16 protein-coding genes are annotated in these 19,046 nt (G+C 46.4%); 7 read left to right on the forward strand and 9 right to left on the reverse strand.

Translation table 11 applies throughout. The features are described from left to right. Nucleotides 1-12 precede the first annotated feature (12 nt). The 4 genes from rhaD (at nt 13) to BUB86_RS04300 (ending at nt 7,519) form a co-directional block, all read left to right on the forward strand. Nucleotides 13-834 carry a rhamnulose-1-phosphate aldolase gene (rhaD, locus tag BUB86_RS04285; protein ID WP_073206026.1) on the forward strand — a complete coding sequence of 274 codons (822 nt, stop codon included), beginning with the start codon at nt 13-15 and terminating at the stop codon, nt 832-834. After that, nucleotides 834-3,740, forward strand: coding sequence for a DUF4450 domain-containing protein (locus BUB86_RS04290; protein WP_073206029.1), 2,907 nt, complete (start codon nt 834-836; stop codon nt 3,738-3,740). Before rhaD ends, BUB86_RS04290 begins: the two co-directional genes overlap by 1 nt. Nucleotides 3,741-3,795: 55 nt before the next feature. Continuing rightward, the gene (aldA, locus tag BUB86_RS04295; RefSeq protein ID WP_073206032.1) at nt 3,796-5,238 is read left to right on the forward strand and encodes an aldehyde dehydrogenase; all 1,443 of its coding nucleotides are present in this window, start codon (nt 3,796-3,798) and stop codon (nt 5,236-5,238) included. Between the two features lie 955 nt (nt 5,239-6,193). Further along, nucleotides 6,194-7,519: a hypothetical protein gene (locus BUB86_RS04300; RefSeq protein ID WP_139261405.1), complete on the forward strand. Its 1,326-nt coding sequence runs from the start codon at nt 6,194-6,196 to the stop codon at nt 7,517-7,519. An 85-nt stretch (nt 7,520-7,604) separates the two neighbouring features. Here the strand turns inward: BUB86_RS04300 and BUB86_RS04305 are convergent, their stop codons facing one another. Beyond that, a complete protein-coding gene (locus BUB86_RS04305) occupies nt 7,605-9,794 on the reverse strand; it encodes a hypothetical protein (RefSeq protein ID WP_073206038.1) in 2,190 nt (729 codons plus the stop codon). Nucleotides 9,795-9,858: 64 nt separating this feature from the next. Here BUB86_RS04305 and BUB86_RS04310 point away from each other — a divergent pair, with 64 nt between their 5' ends. Continuing rightward, nucleotides 9,859-10,572 (forward strand): YjjG family noncanonical pyrimidine nucleotidase, encoded by a 714-nt coding sequence (locus tag BUB86_RS04310; RefSeq protein WP_073206041.1) that lies wholly within the window; start codon nt 9,859-9,861, stop codon nt 10,570-10,572. 5 nt (nt 10,573-10,577) lie between these two features. On the opposite strand, the gene rny is transcribed toward BUB86_RS04310, so the two are convergent. From rny to BUB86_RS04330, 4 genes are all read right to left on the reverse strand, one after another. Beyond that, nucleotides 10,578-12,119, reverse strand: coding sequence for a ribonuclease Y (gene rny / locus BUB86_RS04315; protein ID WP_073206044.1), 1,542 nt, complete (start codon nt 12,117-12,119; stop codon nt 10,578-10,580). Between the two features lie 27 nt (nt 12,120-12,146). Next, a complete protein-coding gene (locus BUB86_RS04320) occupies nt 12,147-12,446 on the reverse strand; it encodes a cell division protein ZapA (protein ID WP_073206047.1) in 300 nt (99 codons plus the stop codon). Nucleotides 12,447-12,461: 15 nt separating this feature from the next. After that, entirely contained in the window at nt 12,462-12,758 is a 297-nt protein-coding gene (locus tag BUB86_RS04325; RefSeq protein ID WP_073206050.1) for a hypothetical protein, read from the reverse strand. 83 nt (nt 12,759-12,841) lie between these two features. Beyond that, nucleotides 12,842-13,462, reverse strand: a complete 621-nt coding sequence (locus tag BUB86_RS04330; protein WP_073206053.1) for a hypothetical protein — start codon at nt 13,460-13,462, stop codon at nt 12,842-12,844. 111 nt (nt 13,463-13,573) lie between these two features. Here BUB86_RS04330 and rfbA point away from each other — a divergent pair, with 111 nt between their 5' ends. Beyond that, nucleotides 13,574-14,446 (forward strand): glucose-1-phosphate thymidylyltransferase RfbA, encoded by an 873-nt coding sequence (rfbA, locus tag BUB86_RS04335; RefSeq protein WP_073206058.1) that lies wholly within the window; start codon nt 13,574-13,576, stop codon nt 14,444-14,446. Between the two features lie 39 nt (nt 14,447-14,485). Here rfbA and BUB86_RS04340 read toward each other — a convergent pair whose 3' ends face one another. Continuing rightward, nucleotides 14,486-16,420 (reverse strand): sugar phosphate nucleotidyltransferase, encoded by a 1,935-nt coding sequence (locus BUB86_RS04340; RefSeq protein WP_073206061.1) that lies wholly within the window; start codon nt 16,418-16,420, stop codon nt 14,486-14,488. Nucleotides 16,421-16,602: 182 nt separating this feature from the next. On the opposite strand from BUB86_RS04340, the gene BUB86_RS04345 reads away from it, so the two are divergent. Beyond that, nucleotides 16,603-17,199: an RNA polymerase sigma factor gene (locus BUB86_RS04345; protein WP_073206064.1), complete on the forward strand. Its 597-nt coding sequence runs from the start codon at nt 16,603-16,605 to the stop codon at nt 17,197-17,199. Nucleotides 17,200-17,201: 2 nt separating this feature from the next. On the opposite strand, the gene rpe is transcribed toward BUB86_RS04345, so the two are convergent. From rpe to fmt, 3 genes are read right to left on the reverse strand one after another with little or no spacing between them, the layout of a single operon-like run. Then, complete coding sequence (gene rpe, locus BUB86_RS04350) at nt 17,202-17,852, reverse strand: ribulose-phosphate 3-epimerase (protein WP_139261407.1); 651 nt, start codon at nt 17,850-17,852, stop codon at nt 17,202-17,204. 7 nt (nt 17,853-17,859) lie between these two features. Further along, nucleotides 17,860-17,997, reverse strand: coding sequence for a hypothetical protein (locus tag BUB86_RS17535; RefSeq protein WP_175549409.1), 138 nt, complete (start codon nt 17,995-17,997; stop codon nt 17,860-17,862). Between the two features lie 49 nt (nt 17,998-18,046). Then, nucleotides 18,047-19,021, reverse strand: a complete 975-nt coding sequence (fmt, locus tag BUB86_RS04355) for a methionyl-tRNA formyltransferase (RefSeq protein ID WP_073206070.1) — start codon at nt 19,019-19,021, stop codon at nt 18,047-18,049. Nucleotides 19,022-19,046 lie beyond the last annotated feature (25 nt).

A 19,046-nucleotide genomic window follows, 5' to 3' on the forward strand; every position in this document is an offset into this window, starting at 1 on the left:
CAATTGATAATTATGAAAAGTATATTGGAAGGCCGCGAGGGATTGAAGGCGGTTGTATATCAGATTGCTGAGGTAACAGGTTACCTGTGGCAGAAAGGTTGGGCAGAACGTAACGGTGGAAACATTACCGTAAACGTGACTGAGTTTATGGACGATGAGTGCAAGGCTATGAAGGCTATCTCGGAAGTTAAGCAGATAGGTATGGTTCTGCCACAACTTAAGGGTACCTATTTCTATTGCAAGGGTACTGGCAAGCGTATGCGCGATCTGGCTAAAGAACCCATGCAGAATGGTTCGATTATCCGTATCTGCGATGATTGTGCCAGCTACGAGGTGATTGCTGACGAGAATGTAGTGCCAACATCAGAGTTGCCTACACACTTGGCATTGCAGAACTATCTGTTGGAGACGGGCTCATGCTATAAGGCTACTCTGCATACTCATCCCATCGAGTTGGTGGCTATGAGTCATATCCAGCGCTTCCTGAAAGGCGATGAGATGACGCGCGTGCTGTGGTCGATGATACCTGAGACATTGGCCTTTGCACCACTTGGCATTGGCATCGTACCTTACGCTATGCCTTCGTCGGTTAGTCTGGCCGAGGCTACACTCGAGCAGATTAAGACCCACGATGTGGTGCTGTGGGAGAAGCATGGTACAGTAGCTGTTGGTACCGATATCATGGATGCCTTCGATCAGACTGATGTGCTCTGCAAGGCTGCCAACATCTATATGTGTGCCAAAGCTATGGGTTCAGAACCCGATGGCATGACTGAGGAGCAGATGAAGGAAGTGCAGGATGTATTTAATCTGCCTAAGAAGCGTCCTTGCTAATGAGAAGAATGCTAATGTTGTTAGTTTGCTTTTGCGCCATCGGCGCAGGAGCTCAGACTAACAGGAATATATCCCCTCGCACCTTGCAATATGAGCCGGGTGCGGGGGGAGATTTCTTTTGCGTGAATGGTAACAACCGTTATACGCGTGCCCTATATGGTAGTCATACCGACTGGCGATTGGAAACATCCGACAGACCAATCTTTGCCGTTGTAAAGAAAGGGTATCACAGAAATATTCGATTTGTTATCGAAGTTGATGGACGTGATTATCCGCTTGAAGAAATAAGACCTTGCATTGCCCGATACTTTCAGGGCATGCGTACCTACCAGTTAAACGGCTGGGGTGGGGCGCAGTTGGATATCAGGGTGATAGCCTTACCCGATGGTGAATCGGCCATTTGGGAGTTCACTTCGTTCGAACTGAAAGGACGTGCCAAGATGAAAGCCTTGGTATCGGAGATAGCACAACCTAAGTTGAATCGTAATGGCGACATTGGTGCCGATAAACCAGGGGTATTGGAACCCAAAGGCGAAGTGTTGCAGACAGCTGAGGTGAGGCTTGATGATGCGTCGGCTTATATGAAAGTCGATGTAAATGTGGTATCTCCGATGCCAGATGCTGAAGGCCATAAGCAGTTTGCCGAGGCAGAAAGTTATTATCTGAATCTATCCAATCGTATACAATTCGACACGCCCGATCCTTTCATCAATACCTTAGGAAGTGCACTCGTGCTGGCGGCTGATGGCGACTGGGACGGACAGACTTGGTTGCATGGCTGCATTGGTTGGCGTATGCCGTTAGCAGGTTGGCGTGCTGGTTATCTGGGTGATGTGCTGGGATGGACCGATAGGGCTACGAGTCATTTTGATGCCTATGCTAAAAGTCAGGTAACTGATGTGCCTGCAACGATTCCTCATCCTTCGCAGGATTCTGCCCTGAATATGGCACGTGCCGAGAAGAAATGGGGCACTCAGATGTACTCCGATGGCTACATCTGCAGAAATCCTGAGCGTAACGACCAGATGCACCACTACGACATGAACCTGAACTATATCGACGAGTTGTTGTGGCATTTCCAGTATGATGCTGATACGGCATATATGCGCAAAATGTGGCCTGTGATGACGCGCCATCTGGCATGGGAGAAGCGTAATTTTGATTCTGATGGCGATCATCTGTACGATGCCTATTGCTGTATATGGGCCAGCGATGCCCTTTACTATAGCGGGGGTGCTGTTACACATAGTTCTGCCTATAATTATCGTGGCAACCGCTTGGCTGCAAGAATCGCAGAAATCATAGGCGAAGATCCCAAACCCTATCGCGATGAGGCTGAGGCTATTCAGCAGGCGATGAATCAACGCCTATGGCTTACTGATAAAAGCGTTTGGGCTGAATATCAGGATGCAATGGGATTGAAACGTACGCACGACCATCCGGCTGTGTGGAGTATCTATACCCCCATTGATTGTGGAGCATGTACCCCTGAACAAGCATACCAGGCTACACAGTATATTGATAGAATGATTCCTCATATCGATGTGGAGAAGTCGGGTTATCAAACTATCTCCACCAGCAACTGGATGCCTTACTCGTGGAGTATTAATAACGTGGCTGCTGCTGAGGTAATGCATACCGCTCTGGCCTATTTTGAGGCAGGGCGACATGATGAAGGCTATAGATTGATGAAAGCGAATATTCTAGACCAGATGTACTATGGGCAGAGTCCGGCTAACTTTGGACAGATCAGTCATTACGATGCTGCGCGAGGTGAGTGCTATCGTGACTTTGGCGACTGCATCGGCATCAGTAGTCGTACGCTTATCCAAGGTCTCTTTGGTATTATTCCACAGGCTTTATATGGCACATGTGTCATTCGGCCGGGATTCCCTTCTGGTTGGAAAAATGCCAGCATTAAGACACCTTATATAGAATATAGGTACACGCGCGAGGGTAACAAAGTCCGCTTGGAGATAACCCAGAACTTCAAGCGCCCGCTTCAGATTATCCTCCGCCAGAACACAGGTAATGGCTCTTGGCGTGATATACAGGGTTCCACAGAACAGCATCAAATGATTGAGTACGATGTTATTGCGGAGTACAAATCCGCGTATCAATCGTCGGAAATTACAAATTCCCGACAACAGGCATCTGTTGTTGCGGATTTGCAATCCACAACAAAGCATAATAAGGGGATTTATAATCCTCAAAAACTTGAAAAGTTTTTCAACGGCAATGTCAGCGATATTTTCAAGAACAAATATCTGAGTCCGCGCCCGCAAACCACAACCCTTCAAATACCTGTTCAGGGCATTGGCGAATGGTGCCACCCTAAGAAGACTGCCAACATTAATGACTCTGTCTTCCGTACAAAGATTTCGAAAGGCATCTTCCAGATGGCAGGTATCCCATTCCGTACCCCGTCAAAGGGGCGCAATATCATCTATACCAGTCTTTGGGATAATTATCCCGATTCAGTAGTGATACCATTGAAGGGTAAGGCATCGCGAGCTTATCTGTTGATGGCTGGCTCTACTAACCACATGCAGAGTAGGATAGACAATGGCTTGATCGTTGTTACCTATGCTGATGGCTCAACTGATACATTGGCCTTGCGTAATCCTGATAACTGGTGCCCGATAGAGCAAGATTACTATATAGATGGAAAAGCTTTCTGCGCACCTGAACCTCGACCGTATCGCGTATGTTTCAGTACAGGCGATGTGAGTCGCGACTTGGGCAGCGTGGTAGAACTGCATGGTGATTACGGTCGCGAGATTCCAGGTGGAGCTGGGCAGATGCTTGAGATGCCGCTCAATCCAGACAAGCGATTAAAGCAACTCACATTGCGAACGCTTTCGAATGATGTGGTGATAGGACTGATGTCCATAACTTTGCAATAAGACTATAATGTGATTTATTCCAATAACTTTTTTTTTAATTAAAAAACAAACGCTTATGAAAGACTTAAAAATGTACATCAACGGCCAGTTCTGCGAGAGTTCGAACGGTCAGTGGATTAACGTGTTGAACCCCTCAACCGAGGAAGTCATCTCTCGTCAGCCCGAAGGTACTATCGAGGATGTGAACCGTGCTCTCGATGCAGCTCGTGCAGCTCAGAAGGCTTGGGCTAAGACACCCGCTATCGAGCGTGCCCAGTATCTGTTGAAGATGGCTGAGGGTATCAAGAAACGCGAGAAGGAGTTTACTGAGATTATCATGCGCGAGCAGGGTAAAACCCGTACATGGGCCTCTATCGAGGTAGGCGCTACTATCTCTTATTTCGAGTATATGGCAACCTTTGCCCGCCATATCGAAGGCGAGATAATTCCTTCCGATCGTCCAAATGAGACTATTCTACTAACCAAGAAACCTATCGGCGTTGTAGCAGGTATTCTGCCTTGGAACTTCCCGTTCTTCCTGATTGCCCGTAAGGCAGGTGCTGCTCTGATAGCTGGTTGTACCATCGTTATCAAGCCATCGCAGCTTACTCCTGAGAACTGTACTGAGTTTGGTAAGATTGTAGACGAGATTGGTCTGCCTGCAGGTGTTATCAACATCGTAACAGGTAAGGGTAGTGTAATCGGCAACGAGATGGCTGGCTCGCCAAAGATTGATATCGTCAGCGTTACAGGTTCGGTTGGTGCAGGCGAGAGCATCATGGCTGCAGCCTCTAAGAACATTACCAAGGTAAGTCTTGAGTTGGGAGGTAAGGCTCCTGCTATCGTGATGAAGGATGCCGACTTGGAGCGTGCTGCCCAGTGGATTGTTGACAGCCGTATTGGTAACAACGGTCAGATATGTAACAATGCCGAACGTGTATATGTTCAGAAGGAAGTGAAAGAGGCTTTCACCAAGATTCTTGTAGATAAGATGTCGAAGGTAAAGGTGGGCGATGTTTGTGCTGATGAGAGTGTAGATATGGGTCCATTGGTAGAGCAGCGTGCCCTTGAGAGTGTAACCGAGAAGGTGGAACGCGCCATTAAGCAGGGAGCTAAATTGCTTTGTGGTGGTCATCGTGTGGGCGATAAGGGCTTCTTCTATGCTGCTACCGTACTCGATGGTTGCACACAGGATATGGATATCATCCATGAGGAGACCTTCGGACCTGTTATTCCGTTGGTAGAGTTCTCGGATATCGATGAGGCTATCAAGTATGCCAACGACTGTGAATATGGCTTGGCTTCGTCTATCTTCACCAAGGATTTGAATATTGCCGTTAAGGCATGTCGCGAGCTCGAGTTTGGCGAGACCTATGTCAACCGCGAGCACTTCGAGGCCATCCAAGGCTTCCATGCAGGTGTTAAGAAATCAGGTATTGGTGGTGCCGATGGTAAGCACGGTGTTGATGAATACCTTGTAACCCATGTTACCTATCTCGATACCTACGACGATATGTAAACCTAAATTCAATTGTCTCCAGTCGGGAATTCGGCTGGAGATTTTTTTTTACCACAACCAACCTTATACCTCACAAAAAAATTTTTTCTTGGTGATAACAAGAATAATGCATATCTTTGCCACGCCTTAATCAATAAAATGATTGCAGAACCATTAAAAAACGGCCAACTATTCATAAAAACGTTCTATATTGCTGAGTATCAGCATTTTAACACTATGAATAGTTGGTGCCAACTATTCATACACTATTCATAGTGATGATACAATATGTATATTATTTGACATAGCAGATGTGAATAAATGGCAGCAAAAAGACTGTTTCCAACAGTGATAGAAATGGGTTACATACCGTCACATCGGCAGTGACACTATGTCACACCCACGGTTACAGAGTGTCACTCCGAAAGTTACTACTACGTAACTGACTCATCTTCAATGCGATAATGACTATTGAACAGGTGCAAGATGACGTCTGAACGGCCGTTTATGAATAGTTATATGCTGAGAATGAGGCACTATTCATATACTAAACAATTGATAATAAGCTATTTACGTGTATTATGAATAGTTGGTGCATTTTTTTATAAATATTCTGAGATGTAATTTTGTAATTTGATAAAAAATGATTACCTTTGCAATCGAATTAACGAAATCATATACAGTGGTTATTATTGCATCCTTCTGAGGCCTTCCCATCGTACGTTCCAGGTACCGTCGTGGGGGAAACCGGGGGTGGTGGTGGCAGGGCATCCGTCCCATACACAGAAGGGACGGTTCTTTTTGTGTACTTTTTGTGTACATAGCTGGGAGTTGGAGAAATAACTAATAAAGTTTCAGTGTCATTAAACAATCGCTCTAACTTTTTACCTGTTAAGATTTGGAGTTATCAGATATTCTGCTTATCTTTGCAAGCGAGTCAAGCATATTTTGGTGCTGATGTAATCTTACTATGATGATGAACTATAATAAAGAAAAGAAACTGATTTCAGAAAGATTCTACCTGACATGGGCAGGCGAACAGATGAGTTGGACAGTACGAATGACCTTGAAAATGGGAAACATCGTTGATGGTGATTTGTTGCGTCAGGCCGTAGAGTCAACGCGCCAGAGATATCCATACTATCAAGTGAAGCTCGGTATCAGGAAGGATGCTGAAGGCAAGGAATATTTCGTGTATGAAGACAACAGCGAGCCCTGGGTGGTCAGTGAGGGAGAGAGACCCGTGAGACTGATTGGCGCAGAGTCGAACAATCATCTGTTGGCATTCTGCTATTGGGACAACTGCATCGCAATAGATTTCTTCCACTGTCTGACCGACGGCACAGGAGCCTACAACATTCTACGCACCCTGCTTTATGAATATGCTTGTCGTCGCTTTACACCTGACGGCATGAGGATGGCGAACATTCGTGTGGCTGGCGACACGATCAACCCTGAGGAATGGGAAGACCCTGCAGCACAGGCTAAGCCCGAGCACTTAGCCCCGCTGCCCGTTCCAGAACGCCTGTCCTGCATCGACCTTACCACTCAGGCCAAGACGAGGGTAGTAGAGACGGCAGAAACCGTCAACATCCTTGTTGAAGAACAAGAGATGATGAAGTATGTATCCTCAAGTGATACGTCGCCTGCTACGCTTGTGTCGCTGCTACTTACCCGTGCCATTGCCCGTCTGCATCCTGACTTAAAGGAAGGAGTGCCGATGGTGGTATTGGCTATCAACCAGCGTCCTGCCCTGGGTTGTCTGCAGGCCGGCCAAACCCTTGCATCAGCGCTGCACCTGACCCTTTACGATGAGATGCGGGGGATGGATCTTGAAAAGCAGCAGACCATATTCCGAGGTATGGTGGCTCTACAGTCGAACGATGACAACGTTATTGAGGGTTTCTGGAAAACTCAGAATGTACAAGACATGTTCGAGAATATTCCTACCATTGAGGCTCGCCATCAGGCAATGGCCCAAGCCTACAGTGTAGTAACATCATCAACCACAACCTGTGTCAGCTATGTTGGCAAAGCTAAAATGGGTGCTGCCGAACAATACGTTAGCGAGATGTACACAGAGGCCTTTACGCCGTATGCACTCACCATCGAGATGAGTGCAGTGGGCGGCACGTTCTGTATTAGTTTTATGCAGCGGTTTGCAGATGATACATATCTTGATGCCTTCCTTGACGAATTCCGCCAGATAGGCCTGGCTTATTGCATTGCTAACCGCCACCCGTTGACGGTGGCCCCAATAGCAAACTATCGGGAAGCATTACAACAGCTGCAAGCTGATTGAGGAGACATAATTCTAAAAATCACTTAAATATCGTTGCAAGATACGTGTTGTGGCGATATTTTTTTGTATCTACGGATTCGAGTTTTTACTGCATCATTTTGAGTCCTTCCCATCGAACGTTCCATTTGCCGTCTTTAGGGAATCCCGGGTTGATAGCGTCTGTGCAGCCATCCCAGCCTGCACACATCATGGCAACGGCGGTAAGTAAAGCACCGTTGCCTGGGAGATAGATACGCAATCTGTCGGCAGTCTGGAAGTTATGTCCATTGGGCAGATAGGTATTCTTCTGGGTGTCTATCAATAGGGCTTTTAATGCGGTTTCTGTATCTCCAAGGCGGGCTGCTGTCATGGCTATCATCCCATAATCCCAGCCCCATGTAGTAGCCCAGTTCCAATTTTGCATCACCCAATCAAGGGTGTTCTTCATCTTCTCCTTATTATATAAAGAGGTATATGGAAGAAGACCGCATGCACCTAAAACGGCAGGGTGGTCGTTGCGGCACTTATCGGCAAATGTCTGGACGCTTCCGCTGGTTGCATCAAAGGGGTCGAATGCTTCGAGTGGCTTATCTTCGCCTACAGGTATGCCTGCGGTATAGATGTCATTAACCTCTGGTAGCGTAGAAAGCTTTTGTATGATGTCATCCCATGTTTCGTTCCGTGCTTTCCCTTGTCGTTCACGCCACTTTTGTGCTACAGTCAGCCCATAGCGCCAATAAGCCAGCTCGAAAGGTTGGTTGTAAGCAAGGTCTTTAGTGATGGATTCCTGCATGGCTGTGGCACTTTTCAGGATATACCGATCATTCTTTGCATCGTAGGTGACAAAGTCGGCCATGAACTCAGCTGTTGCTTCTACTTGCTCGCCATATTCGTTAAGCGTCTCATTGGTAGGATGAGCACGATACATTTCTTCGGCCAGGTAGATATAGTGCGGCTGTTGCCAGATGAGGAACGAGCCTGTGTTCGATGGTGCTTCGCCTCCCCATGGGTCGGTCATCTTCATCCAGCGTATTCCCTTGAAACCCTGTCGCTCAGCTATCTCCCTGGCTATGGGGTAGGCTGTTTGGTTGTACCATTTCAGCATCTGGGCGATGACCTCTGGGCGATTCCAAAGGGCAAAGTCAACTGCATGCCACCAGGTCATCTCGAGGTGCGGTCGGCCAAACCATGTGTTATAGGTAAGTCCGCTCTCCTGTGGCGGCATATTGTTGGCACAATTGATTTGTGTGAGATATTGCGACAGCACAACACGACGTTCAAGTTCCTTGGCACGAGAGTCGGTACAAGCCGAGAAATCTACGATAGCCCCTTCGTTCCACCATCTGTTCCAATGGCGTAAAGTCTGCTTGTGATATTGCTCATATTTGTAGCTGGCAATTTCGGGTTTCTGCTCTGAATATGTAGCCGAGAAGGATAGCGTATTACTGGTAGTAGAAAGAACAAAATAGTGACGGTCTGACTGAGCGATGTTGGCCTTGCCTTCCCATTGCAGTAGCACATAGTAGGTCGTGGCATCGAGTGTGCGCTCAATGAGTGCTGAGTTTCCTGTCTGTGCAATGATTCTGGATTGGTGCTTTTCGGGTTGGCTCCAATCATTGGCATCGTCAGCATGTTTTCCTGTAGGATAGGAGAAACAAATGTTAACCGAAGCACGTTGTTCCTTCAAAAGGTGACTGCTTATGCGGGCATAGAGCGCATCCTTATCTGGGTGAATACCTGTTGTTACCTTAACGGCCTCACCGCCGGCTTTGAATGATGATTCTATTTCTCCATCAAGTAATTTTAGTTCTTGATGTATGTCGGATAGCTGATCTATTTTGATTTTCTGCCCCTTGCTGTCTAAGAGCCTCAAACCGATTGTGCCAAGATTCAAACGATGGGGATTAACTCTAAAGTATTCTGTTGCATCTTTATGGCGGCCGTCTTCGGGCTTTTTGTATTCAACGGCATAAATCTCCTGATGACCATGACCATAATCAAACGCTTTCTCGCTTTCTGACGGCAGCAGCTGCTTGGTATTATTAAAGCTATGCCATCCCCAATCACTCATCGTGTTGAGAGGAATGCCCGTCTTGTAATCTTGTGGGTATGATTGCAGTCCTGTAACATCTACCGTTGTTACCAAATGTCCATTGCCAACCGATAGAGAGGTTAGGGCGCTGTGCTCGGTGATTACAGGATTGTTGCGATTAACAACAGAACGTCGGTTAATGACAGCTGATGTATGTAAAGACACCAGCGAAAATAATATGATGATATTTGCAAACTTCTTCATTTTCCTTTTTTATGTGCAAAGATACGATTATTTTTTTGTATTTTTGCAAGCAAAAAGCAAAATAATGAAGAATTATAATGATTTATTTGTAGACTTTGACGATACACTCTACGATACGCATGGTAACTCGGTGATAGCTCTGAAAGAAACGTTCGAGGTTTATCATCTGGAGCGTTTTTTCGACAATCCACAGGTGTTTTATGATGCTTATTGGGAGGCGAATATCGACTTATGGGGGCGTTATTCTAAAGGCGAGATAACGCGTGATTACCTGATTGTAGAACGTTTTCGCCGACCGCTGAGTGTGAGTGAAAAGATGGAGGTGACTGAGCAACTATGTCTGGAAATGAGCGATAGGTTTTTGGATTTTTGTAGTAATAAGCCAGGTGTGGTGGAAGGGGCACATGAGTTAATGGATTATCTGCATCAGAAAGGTTACAAAATGCACATGACAAGCAACGGGTTCCATGAGGTGCAGTATAAGAAATTGGCAGCGTGTGGATTGCTTGATTATTTTAATACGATTGTTCTGAGTGAGGATGCTGGAGCCAACAAGCCATCGTCGGCTTTCTTTGATTATGCATTCAAGCAGACGGGGGCAAATCCCGAATCGACACTGATGATAGGTGATAATATGCAGACTGATATAAAAGGTGCAATGGATGCTGGTATGGATGCTTTGTTGTTTAACCGTTGGGATTATGAAATAAAAAGTGGAGACCCTGAGGCCCCCACTTACATTGTATCTAAACTGCTTGATATCAAGCAGATTATATAGACTTGTTATTTAGCATAAGCAACCGAACGAGTCTCGCGGATGACTGTAATCTTAACCTGACCAGGATAGGTCATCTCGTTCTGGATCTTAGTTGCAATATCGGTGCTGAGGGCTTCGCTCTCGGCATCGTTCATCTTATCGGCACCTACGATGACGCGGAGCTCACGACCAGCCTGGATAGCGTAGGTCTTGGTAACACCAGGATAGCTCATGGCAATAGCCTCAAGGTCGTTAAGACGCTTGATGTAGGCTTCTACAATCTCGCGACGAGCACCTGGACGGGCACCTGAGATGGCATCGCACACCTGAACGATAGGAGCCAGAAGAGTCTGCATCTCCATCTCGTCGTGGTGAGCACCGATGGCATTGCAGATATCGGGCTTCTCCTTGAACTTTTCGGCTATCTTAGCGCCATATATTGCGTGTGGCAATTCGCTCTCCTCATCGGGCACCTTACCAATATCGTGCAACAATCCTGCACGCTTGGCCTTCTTAGGATTCAAACCAAGCTCTGAAGCCATAACGGCACAGAGGTTTGCGGTTTCGCGAGCGTGCTGAAGCAGATTCTGTCCGTATGATGAACGATACTTCATCTTACCGATGATGCGGATAAGCTCTGGGTGCAGACCATGAACACCAAGGTCGATAGCTGTACGCTTACCTGTCTCGATGATCTCGTTATCAAGCTGCTTCTTGACCTTAGCAACCACCTCCTCGATGCGTGCAGGGTGGATACGGCCGTCGCTAACAAGCTGATGAAGAGCCAGACGACAAACCTCACGGCGAACAGGATCGAAACCAGAGATAACGATTGCCTCAGGGGTATCGTCGACTACGATTTCAACACCAGCTGCGGCCTCGAGCGCACGGATGTTACGGCCCTCACGACCAATGATGCGACCCTTAACCTCGTCGTTCTCAATATGGAATACGCTGACAGAGTTCTCGATAGCAGTCTCGGTAGCCACACGCTGGATGGTCTGGATAACGATTTTCTTGGCCTGGGCATTAGCGTTGAGCTTGGCTTCGTCCATAATCTCGTTGATATAGCTTGCTGCAGCGGTCTTGGCCTCGTCCTTCATCGACTCAATCAGGCGGTTCTTGGCTTCCTCGGCGCTGAGACCAGAAACTTCTTCCAGCTTCTCGCGCTCCTTCAGCTGCATCTTCTCCAACTCCTCAGCCTTTACGCTCAGCAACTTTTTCTCGTTGTCAACACGCTGCTGCATGTTGTCGAGCTCATTCTTGCGGCGGCCCAGTTCCTCCTGGCGCTGGTTGAGCGAAATCTCGCGCTGCTTCAGCTTGTTCTCACTCTGCTGGATGTGCTGGTTGCGCTGCTGCACCTCCTTCTCCAACTCACTCTTCTTGTTGATGAACTTCTCCTTCACCTCGAGCAGTTTCTTCTCCTTGATGACATCGGCCTGCTTGGTGGCGGTGTCGATCATTTCATTGTATTTCCCCTTCAGTACGTAGCGGAATACAAGATATCCACAGACTCCTCCAAGTGCGAGGGCGCCTGCGGCGATCAGTAGTACAAAAATTAGTTCCATATAAAATCTATGTTAATGAAAATATTCTCACTTGAGGGCTTCCTCGATTTCAGAAGTAAGCTTAGTGAGAATACTATTATAGGGATCAGTGTCGTTGTTGCCACGCTCACGCTCGTACATAAGGGCAATGTCGATAAGCGTCATCAGCGCTATCGTATGCTCACCCTTCTTACCTTTATAAGCCTGAGAATAGGCATTATAACGGTCGGTGATGAGTTTGGCCGCTTTACGATAGAATTCCTCGTCGGAACGCTTGATGGTTACTTCGATTTCCTCATCGTAAACGTGCAACCTGATATGTAGTTTCTCGTTATTCACTTCTGTCATTGTGGGCACCTTCGTTTATTGTTCGTCGCTCAGAATGGCAATGCACTTGTTCACATTACGTATCATCTTTTGTACGCTGGCTTTTGCGCTTTCAAGATCGCCGTCGGTGATTTGCATCATTTTTGCCATCTTCAGTGAATTGTAATCATTGTTCGCCTGAGTCAATTTGGCTTGTAAGTCGGCAATTTCCGACTTCTCCTGCTCGATCTGCGCGCGCAGTTCTGAATTCTCCTTTTTCAACTGCTTGAAATGGAGAATCATCTGTCGTACACGCGTTTCGAATGCCAATATCGTCTCTTGGTTTGAACTCATGATGTAACTATTTGGTGTACAAAGTTATACAAATTATCTATTAAAGAATAGGCTTACGACTATAATTTAAGATATTTTAAACTTTACTTCTCGTCTTGGGCGGGCTTGGGTTCCTTCTTGGCAAGCATCACTACCTTAAAGACAAAGTCGGTAATCCACTTCTGAGAGAAACCAAGACGGCGGTTATACTCGCGTACAGCTACCACGCTTTTAAGAACGGCTGTATCAGTAAAGTCGTTTTTATTAAAGATGTCGTTCACGGTTTTCTCGGTCATTGTGTAGATGGCCTTCTTCATGAAACCTGGCAGACGGAGCTTGAACTTCATCAGGTTGCCTGTAAGCATCATAATCTCCTGAGTAAAGCCCTGGAACTGCAGCAGGTATGTCTGGGCATCCTGAACCTTCTTGCAGCGTTTGCGTAGGCTACCATCAATCTCCTTGAAGAACTCGTCGTTCATGCCGTACATGCTCTTTAACATGTTTTTGCAACGGCTACGTTCGCCCACACCAAGCTTATTGTTAACGGTGGCAACCTTCAGTGTGGTTTTGAATACACGCAGGTCGGGTAGGGCAGCAAGGTTGGTGATACCCAGGTCGGCAGCCATAGCCGCCTGAAAGTATACGCGGATGAGAGTCATGAAATCCTCCATTCCTCCAACTTTCTGTTCATCTTTATTTCCAAATAATTTATTCCAAAATCCCATAATTCCTTATTAATTGTTTATAAATCGCTTGCAAAGGTACAACTTTTTTTGTAAAAACGGCTAACTATGTTGCTTTTTTCTTATCTTTGCACCAAATTAAAAATAATATTTATGAAAGGAATAGTTTTAGCTGGTGGTTCGGGTACACGTCTTTACCCCATCACAAAGGGAATCAGTAAGCAGTTGATTCCTATTTTCGATAAACCAATGATTTATTATCCAGTATCAGCATTGATGCTGGCCGGTATACGCGAGATTCTCATTATTTCAACACCACACGACCTGCCTGGATTTAAAAGATTGCTAGGTGACGGTTCTGATCTGGGTGTGCGCTTTGAATATGCCGAACAGCCCTCGCCTGATGGATTGGCACAGGCTTTTATCATTGGTGAGAAGTTTATTGGTGATGATTGTGCTTGCTTGGTTCTTGGCGATAACATCTTCTATGGTTCAGGTTTTACCGGGCTGCTGAAGGAAAGTGTGGAAAATGCCGAAAAGCATGGACTGGCTACTGTATTCGGTTATTATGTAAACGATCCAGAGCGTTATGGTGTGGCTGAGTTTGATGCAGACGGTAATTGCCTCAGCATCGAAGAAAAACCAGCTAATCCCAAGTCGAATTATGCTGTAGTAGGATTGTATTTCTATCCAAACAGCGTGGTCGACATCGCTAAGCATATTAAGCCTTCGGCCCGTGGTGAGCTTGAAATCACAACCGTTAACCAGGAGTATCTGGCACAGAAGAAATTGAAGGTGCAGACACTACAGCGTGGTTTCGCGTGGCTTGATACAGGTACGCATGATTCGCTCTCAGAGGCTTCGACATTTATCGAGGTGATTGAGAAACGTCAGGGCCTGAAGGTGGCTTGTCTTGAAGAGATCGCTTTCAAGCGCGGATGGATCAGTAAGGAGAAACTTGAGGAAGTGGCCAAGCCAATGGCGAAGAACGAATATGGAAAATATCTGCTGAGTCTGATTAAATAATAAGAATCCCGCTCGATAAAAGCGGGATTCTTATTGTTATTATGGTTCAGTAAATGTTTGAATCGTATTTGAGAGTGCGTTAGGATTGCCCATGTCGAACATTCGTCCACGTAGGCGTACACCAACCATACCGCTACGTTTACGTACGGCCTCGAGTGCAGAGGTAAGTTCAATCTCGGTTACATGATCGCCGTCGATCTCCTTCTGCATGATATCTTCGTGAAGCTGTGCGAAGACTTCGGGTGTGAGTATATACTGTCCGAATACGCTGTAGTACTCCTTCTCGCCCTTCTTGTTTCGTACGGCCAGATACTCTTCGGCATAACTTGCCTTAGGCTTCTCAACCATTGATGTTACGTTAAGAACCGTGTTTTCTTTATCCTCCCATACACCATGCAGAATGCCATATCGACTTACATCGGCCAGAGGAATCGGGTGGATACTTACCATCAGGCGGTTATAGTGCTCATAATCCTCAATCATCTGCAGGGCACAAGGTTTGTTGCTGTCGCTGCGATAGAGTGTGTCGCCTAGGAGCAGCAATACGGGCTCGTTTCCTGCAAACTGGGCTGCCTGATAAACGGCATGACCAAATCCGCGTTTCTCACGCTGATAAACATAATGCAGGCGCTTGCCGATATCCAGAATATGGTTCTCGTATTCCTGAGCTTCGGGATTAAGTTTCTTGAGGTGGTCGTCAGGGAGCGGACGTTCAAAGAAGTCGGCATATTGCTGTCGCTCTTCTTCTGATCCGAGTATCACGCAGATTTCCTCTATACCGCTATTAATAAGCTCTTCGAGCAGAATCAGAATAACGGGGCGCACCATACCGTCGGCACATGGAACAGGGAAGAAATCTTTCTTAATGACACGTGTGGCGGGATACAATCGTGTGCCGAAACCAGCCACGGGCACGATGGCGCGACGAACGGTGTGTACAGGCTTTAACGTGAGTGTATACGCCTTCATTCCATTCTCGTTCAGGTAGTCGGTCACCTTCTGTTGCGACTCCTCATCGCGAGCCAGGAACTGTACTGAACCGTCGCCATGTGAGCCTACACCTTTTCCGCCCCATACTAGTGGCTGGATATTGGGATCCTTTAATATAGCATGCAGTTTGGGCGACCATAGGGCTGTTGACATCGGGGCCACTTTCTCATCGAATAGCGCTTCGGCTTCGGTCATCAGTTTTCCCAGACTCTCAGCATCTCCTGTTGCCATGTATTTAATGGCGCGGTCGACTATCTCGAGGTTCTGCTCTCCCAGTGCCTCGTGCTCTGCTTTTTCAGCATCGGTATTGGGGAATGGGTAGGCCTTGTTGAGGTCTGACAGAATCTTGATGGTATCTTTTTCGGCACAGAGGTCGGCAAACACCCAGTGTAGTGGTTTCTTAACGTTCAGCGAACGTACCTCAATCTCATCACCATCAAACGTCATCAGGTTAGGCTTTACGCCGAATGCACAGGCCTGGTCAAGACGTCCGCAACGGCTACTGGTTCGAAGCTCGCCCAGATAGGCGATGTTCATCTCGCCAAGCGTGTTGAGGTTGAGATTATACAACTGGTTGAAAGCGCGAGCCACAAGTACACAGATGGCGGCTGAGGATGACAGACCGCTCTTCATGGGCAGGGTCATGTCGGTGATACGGATACGAACACCGCCAACTTTATACCACTCGAGCATATAAGATGCTACACCTGCACAATAGCAGAAGAACGAACCGCTTTTAGCAATTCGCTTCAGCTCTATTTCATCCATTCGGCAACTGAAGTCTTGCCAAATGTCTTTGATCTCATCGGCACTGCTGTAGAGCTCAAAGATGCTGGATTTTTCTACTTCGGCATAGATTCCCTGTTCAATACCAGTTACGATAGCTGCTCCAGGTTTGATGTCGGCGTTCATTGTTCGATAGTGGCCTGCCCAGTCGGTATGTTCACCAAAAAGACAAAGGCGGCCTGGTACGAATAGTTTCATGTTTTTTCCTTTTTAGGTTATATTTTTGTGCAAAAGTAACAAAAAAACGGCAGAATGGTAAGTTTTTGGCAATTTTTTTTGGTGATTTGGATAAAATTATCTATTTTTGCCAAAGATTATTAACAATTAAAAAAATTATTGCCTATCGAAACAAACTCTACTCAATTTTAAATTTTGAGAACATGAGTACAATTAAAAGTATGTCCGACGAACAGTTGGCACTTTCTTACATTGAGGGCAATAACAGAGCATTCGACGAGTTACTTTCGCGTAATCAAGACAGAGTTTTCACTTACATTATGTGTATAGTGAAGAATGAGGATTTGGCTAACGACCTTTTTCAGGAGACATTTCTGAAGGTGATTACCAAACTACAGAACCGTCAGTATTCTGACACAGGTAAGCTATACTGTTGGATTACCCGAATAGCCCATAACGTGATTATCGACTATTATCGTCATCAGAAGAACGATAAGGTGGTAGATGGTCCAAAGGAGAACGATCTCAGCAACATCAGATCGGCTGCTGTTCTTGGTGATAACCGCGAAACAGAGTTGTTGAATAATCAAACCATGAAAGATCTGGTAGCTCTGATGAACATGCTTCCAGAGCAACAGCGAACTGTGGTTTATATGCGATATTTCCAGAATCTGTCGTTCAAGGAGATTGCCGAGGAGACTCAGGTAAGCATCAATACATCATTAGGACGTATGCGCTACGCCCTAATAAATATGCGAAAACTATCGCGTGAATACGATATTAATCTTGGATTGGAGTAAACTTATAGTGCTCTGAGCGAACGTATCACTCCTTCGGGGTCATTGGCTCCGAACACGTAGCTACCGCTAACCAGTACGTCGACTCCGGCTTCTACTAGTCGTGGTGCAGTCTCACCCTGTACTCCGCCATCTACTTCAATCAGTGCTTTGCAGCCTTTTTCGTCTATCATCTGACAAAGGCGTTTCACTTTGTCGATGGTGTTCTCAATGAATTTCTGCCCGCCAAAGCCTGGGTTTACGCTCATCAGCAGTACCATATCTACATCGCCAATGATGTCCTCAAGTACGCAAACTGGTGTTGATGGGTTAAGGGTTACGCCAGCTTTCATACCTGCTTGATGAATCTCCTGAATGGTGCGATGCAAGTGTACACAAGCTTCGTAGTGTACATTCATCATCATAGCGCCAAGTTTAGCTGTTTGGGCTATATAACGTTCGGGGTGCTCAATCATATAGTGAACATCCAATGGCTTTGTGCAAGCTTTAGCCACTGCCTCGAGTACTGGGAACCCGAATGAAATGTTGGGGACGAACGAACCGTCCATTACATCGAGGTGAAGCCAGTCGGCCTCACTGTGATTGATCATGTTGATGTCGCGATCGAGATGCAAGAAGTCGGCGGCGAGCAATGATGGTGATACTAATGCCATAATCCTTTTGTTAGTTCAGGTTTGACTTTTCGCTAATATTACTACGATAGGTATAAGCTACGAGTCGGATGATATCAAGCGTTTGCTTACGTGGCTTGAATGTCTTCTCGCTTAACATGATGTCTTCTTCTTGAGTAAAAAGCTTCATAGGCAATCTGTTTATTTTGTTTATCCTATAATAGTAACGCGGTAATACCTTATTTTATTTTATAGTTCTCAAAATTTTTAATGCCATTCAGGAAGTCACGTCCGTTCATGCGTTTCTTACCAGCCAGTTGCAGTTCTTCAATCATCAGTAGCTTGTCGGCAGTACTGATGCAAGGCTTGCGCTCTACGATAGCCGTAGAACCTAACGCACCTGCTTTCTGTGACGTACGCTTGGTCTTGAATATCTTCAAAACGGTCTCTTTGCCATCGGGCGATACCAGAGTGGTCCATGCGCCAGGATAGGGTGAAAGACCGCGGATAAAGTCGTAGACCTTCTTGGCGGACTGGTTCCAGTTGATCTCGCATGTCTCCTTGAAAATCTTTGGAGCTGCGTGTAGTTCGCTTCCCACGGCAATCATCTCTTCCTGCGGTATACTCTCGGGCTTTCCATCGGCAGCGATGATGCGATCGAGTGTTTCCAAACAGATTTCGGAACCTAGATGCATCAATCCGTCGTAGACGTATTCTACATCGGCCTCTTCAGGTATGTCGAAAGGCTTCTGCATGATGATACGACCAGTATCGATGTCGTGGTCTAAGAAGAATGTTGTTACACCTGTCTGAGTCTCGCCATGTATCACTGCCCAATTGATGGGAGCGGCACCGCGATACTGAGGTAGCAGAGCAGCATGAACATTAAAGGTGCCATACTCTGGCATATCCCATACCACCTCAGGGAGCATACGGAAAGCTACTACTACTTGCAGATTGGCATTGTAGCTGCGCAGCTGCTCTACAAACTCAGGGTCTTTCATCTTGACGGGCTGCAGCACGGGCAGGTTGTGCTCAAGGGCATACTTCTTGACCTCAGATGGCTGCATCTCTGTCTGATGTCGGCCTACGGGTTTGTCGGGCTGGGTTACCACAGCCACTACATGATAATCGTTCTCTACCAAAGCCTGCAGTGTAGGCACCGCAAACTCTGGAGTTCCCATAAATACTATGCGTAAGTCTTTCTTTTCCATTCTTAATGTTCAATCTTCAATGTTC

The organism is Xylanibacter ruminicola, assembly GCF_900142525.1.
Taxonomy (GTDB): Bacteria; Bacteroidota; Bacteroidia; order Bacteroidales; family Bacteroidaceae; genus Prevotella; species Prevotella ruminicola_A.

What these genes read in the sequence shown, in the direction of transcription:
- rhaD (WP_073206026.1), top strand. Translation starts at nt 13, where the DNA reads ATGAAAAGTATATTGGAAGGCCGCGAGGGATTGAAGGCGGTTGTATAT.
- BUB86_RS04290 (WP_073206029.1), top strand. Translation starts at nt 834, where the DNA reads ATGAGAAGAATGCTAATGTTGTTAGTTTGCTTTTGCGCCATCGGCGCA.
- aldA (WP_073206032.1), top strand. Translation starts at nt 3,796, where the DNA reads ATGAAAGACTTAAAAATGTACATCAACGGCCAGTTCTGCGAGAGTTCG.
- BUB86_RS04300 (WP_139261405.1), top strand. Translation starts at nt 6,194, where the DNA reads ATGAACTATAATAAAGAAAAGAAACTGATTTCAGAAAGATTCTACCTG.
- BUB86_RS04305 (WP_073206038.1), bottom strand. Translation starts at nt 9,794, where the DNA reads ATGAAGAAGTTTGCAAATATCATCATATTATTTTCGCTGGTGTCTTTA.
- BUB86_RS04310 (WP_073206041.1), top strand. Translation starts at nt 9,859, where the DNA reads ATGAAGAATTATAATGATTTATTTGTAGACTTTGACGATACACTCTAC.
- rny (WP_073206044.1), bottom strand. Translation starts at nt 12,119, where the DNA reads ATGGAACTAATTTTTGTACTACTGATCGCCGCAGGCGCCCTCGCACTT.
- BUB86_RS04320 (WP_073206047.1), bottom strand. Translation starts at nt 12,446, where the DNA reads ATGACAGAAGTGAATAACGAGAAACTACATATCAGGTTGCACGTTTAC.
- BUB86_RS04325 (WP_073206050.1), bottom strand. Translation starts at nt 12,758, where the DNA reads ATGAGTTCAAACCAAGAGACGATATTGGCATTCGAAACGCGTGTACGA.
- BUB86_RS04330 (WP_073206053.1), bottom strand. Translation starts at nt 13,462, where the DNA reads ATGGGATTTTGGAATAAATTATTTGGAAATAAAGATGAACAGAAAGTT.
- rfbA (WP_073206058.1), top strand. Translation starts at nt 13,574, where the DNA reads ATGAAAGGAATAGTTTTAGCTGGTGGTTCGGGTACACGTCTTTACCCC.
- BUB86_RS04340 (WP_073206061.1), bottom strand. Translation starts at nt 16,420, where the DNA reads ATGAAACTATTCGTACCAGGCCGCCTTTGTCTTTTTGGTGAACATACC.
- BUB86_RS04345 (WP_073206064.1), top strand. Translation starts at nt 16,603, where the DNA reads ATGAGTACAATTAAAAGTATGTCCGACGAACAGTTGGCACTTTCTTAC.
- BUB86_RS17535 (WP_175549409.1), bottom strand. Translation starts at nt 17,997, where the DNA reads ATGAAGCTTTTTACTCAAGAAGAAGACATCATGTTAAGCGAGAAGACA.
- fmt (WP_073206070.1), bottom strand. Translation starts at nt 19,021, where the DNA reads ATGGAAAAGAAAGACTTACGCATAGTATTTATGGGAACTCCAGAGTTT.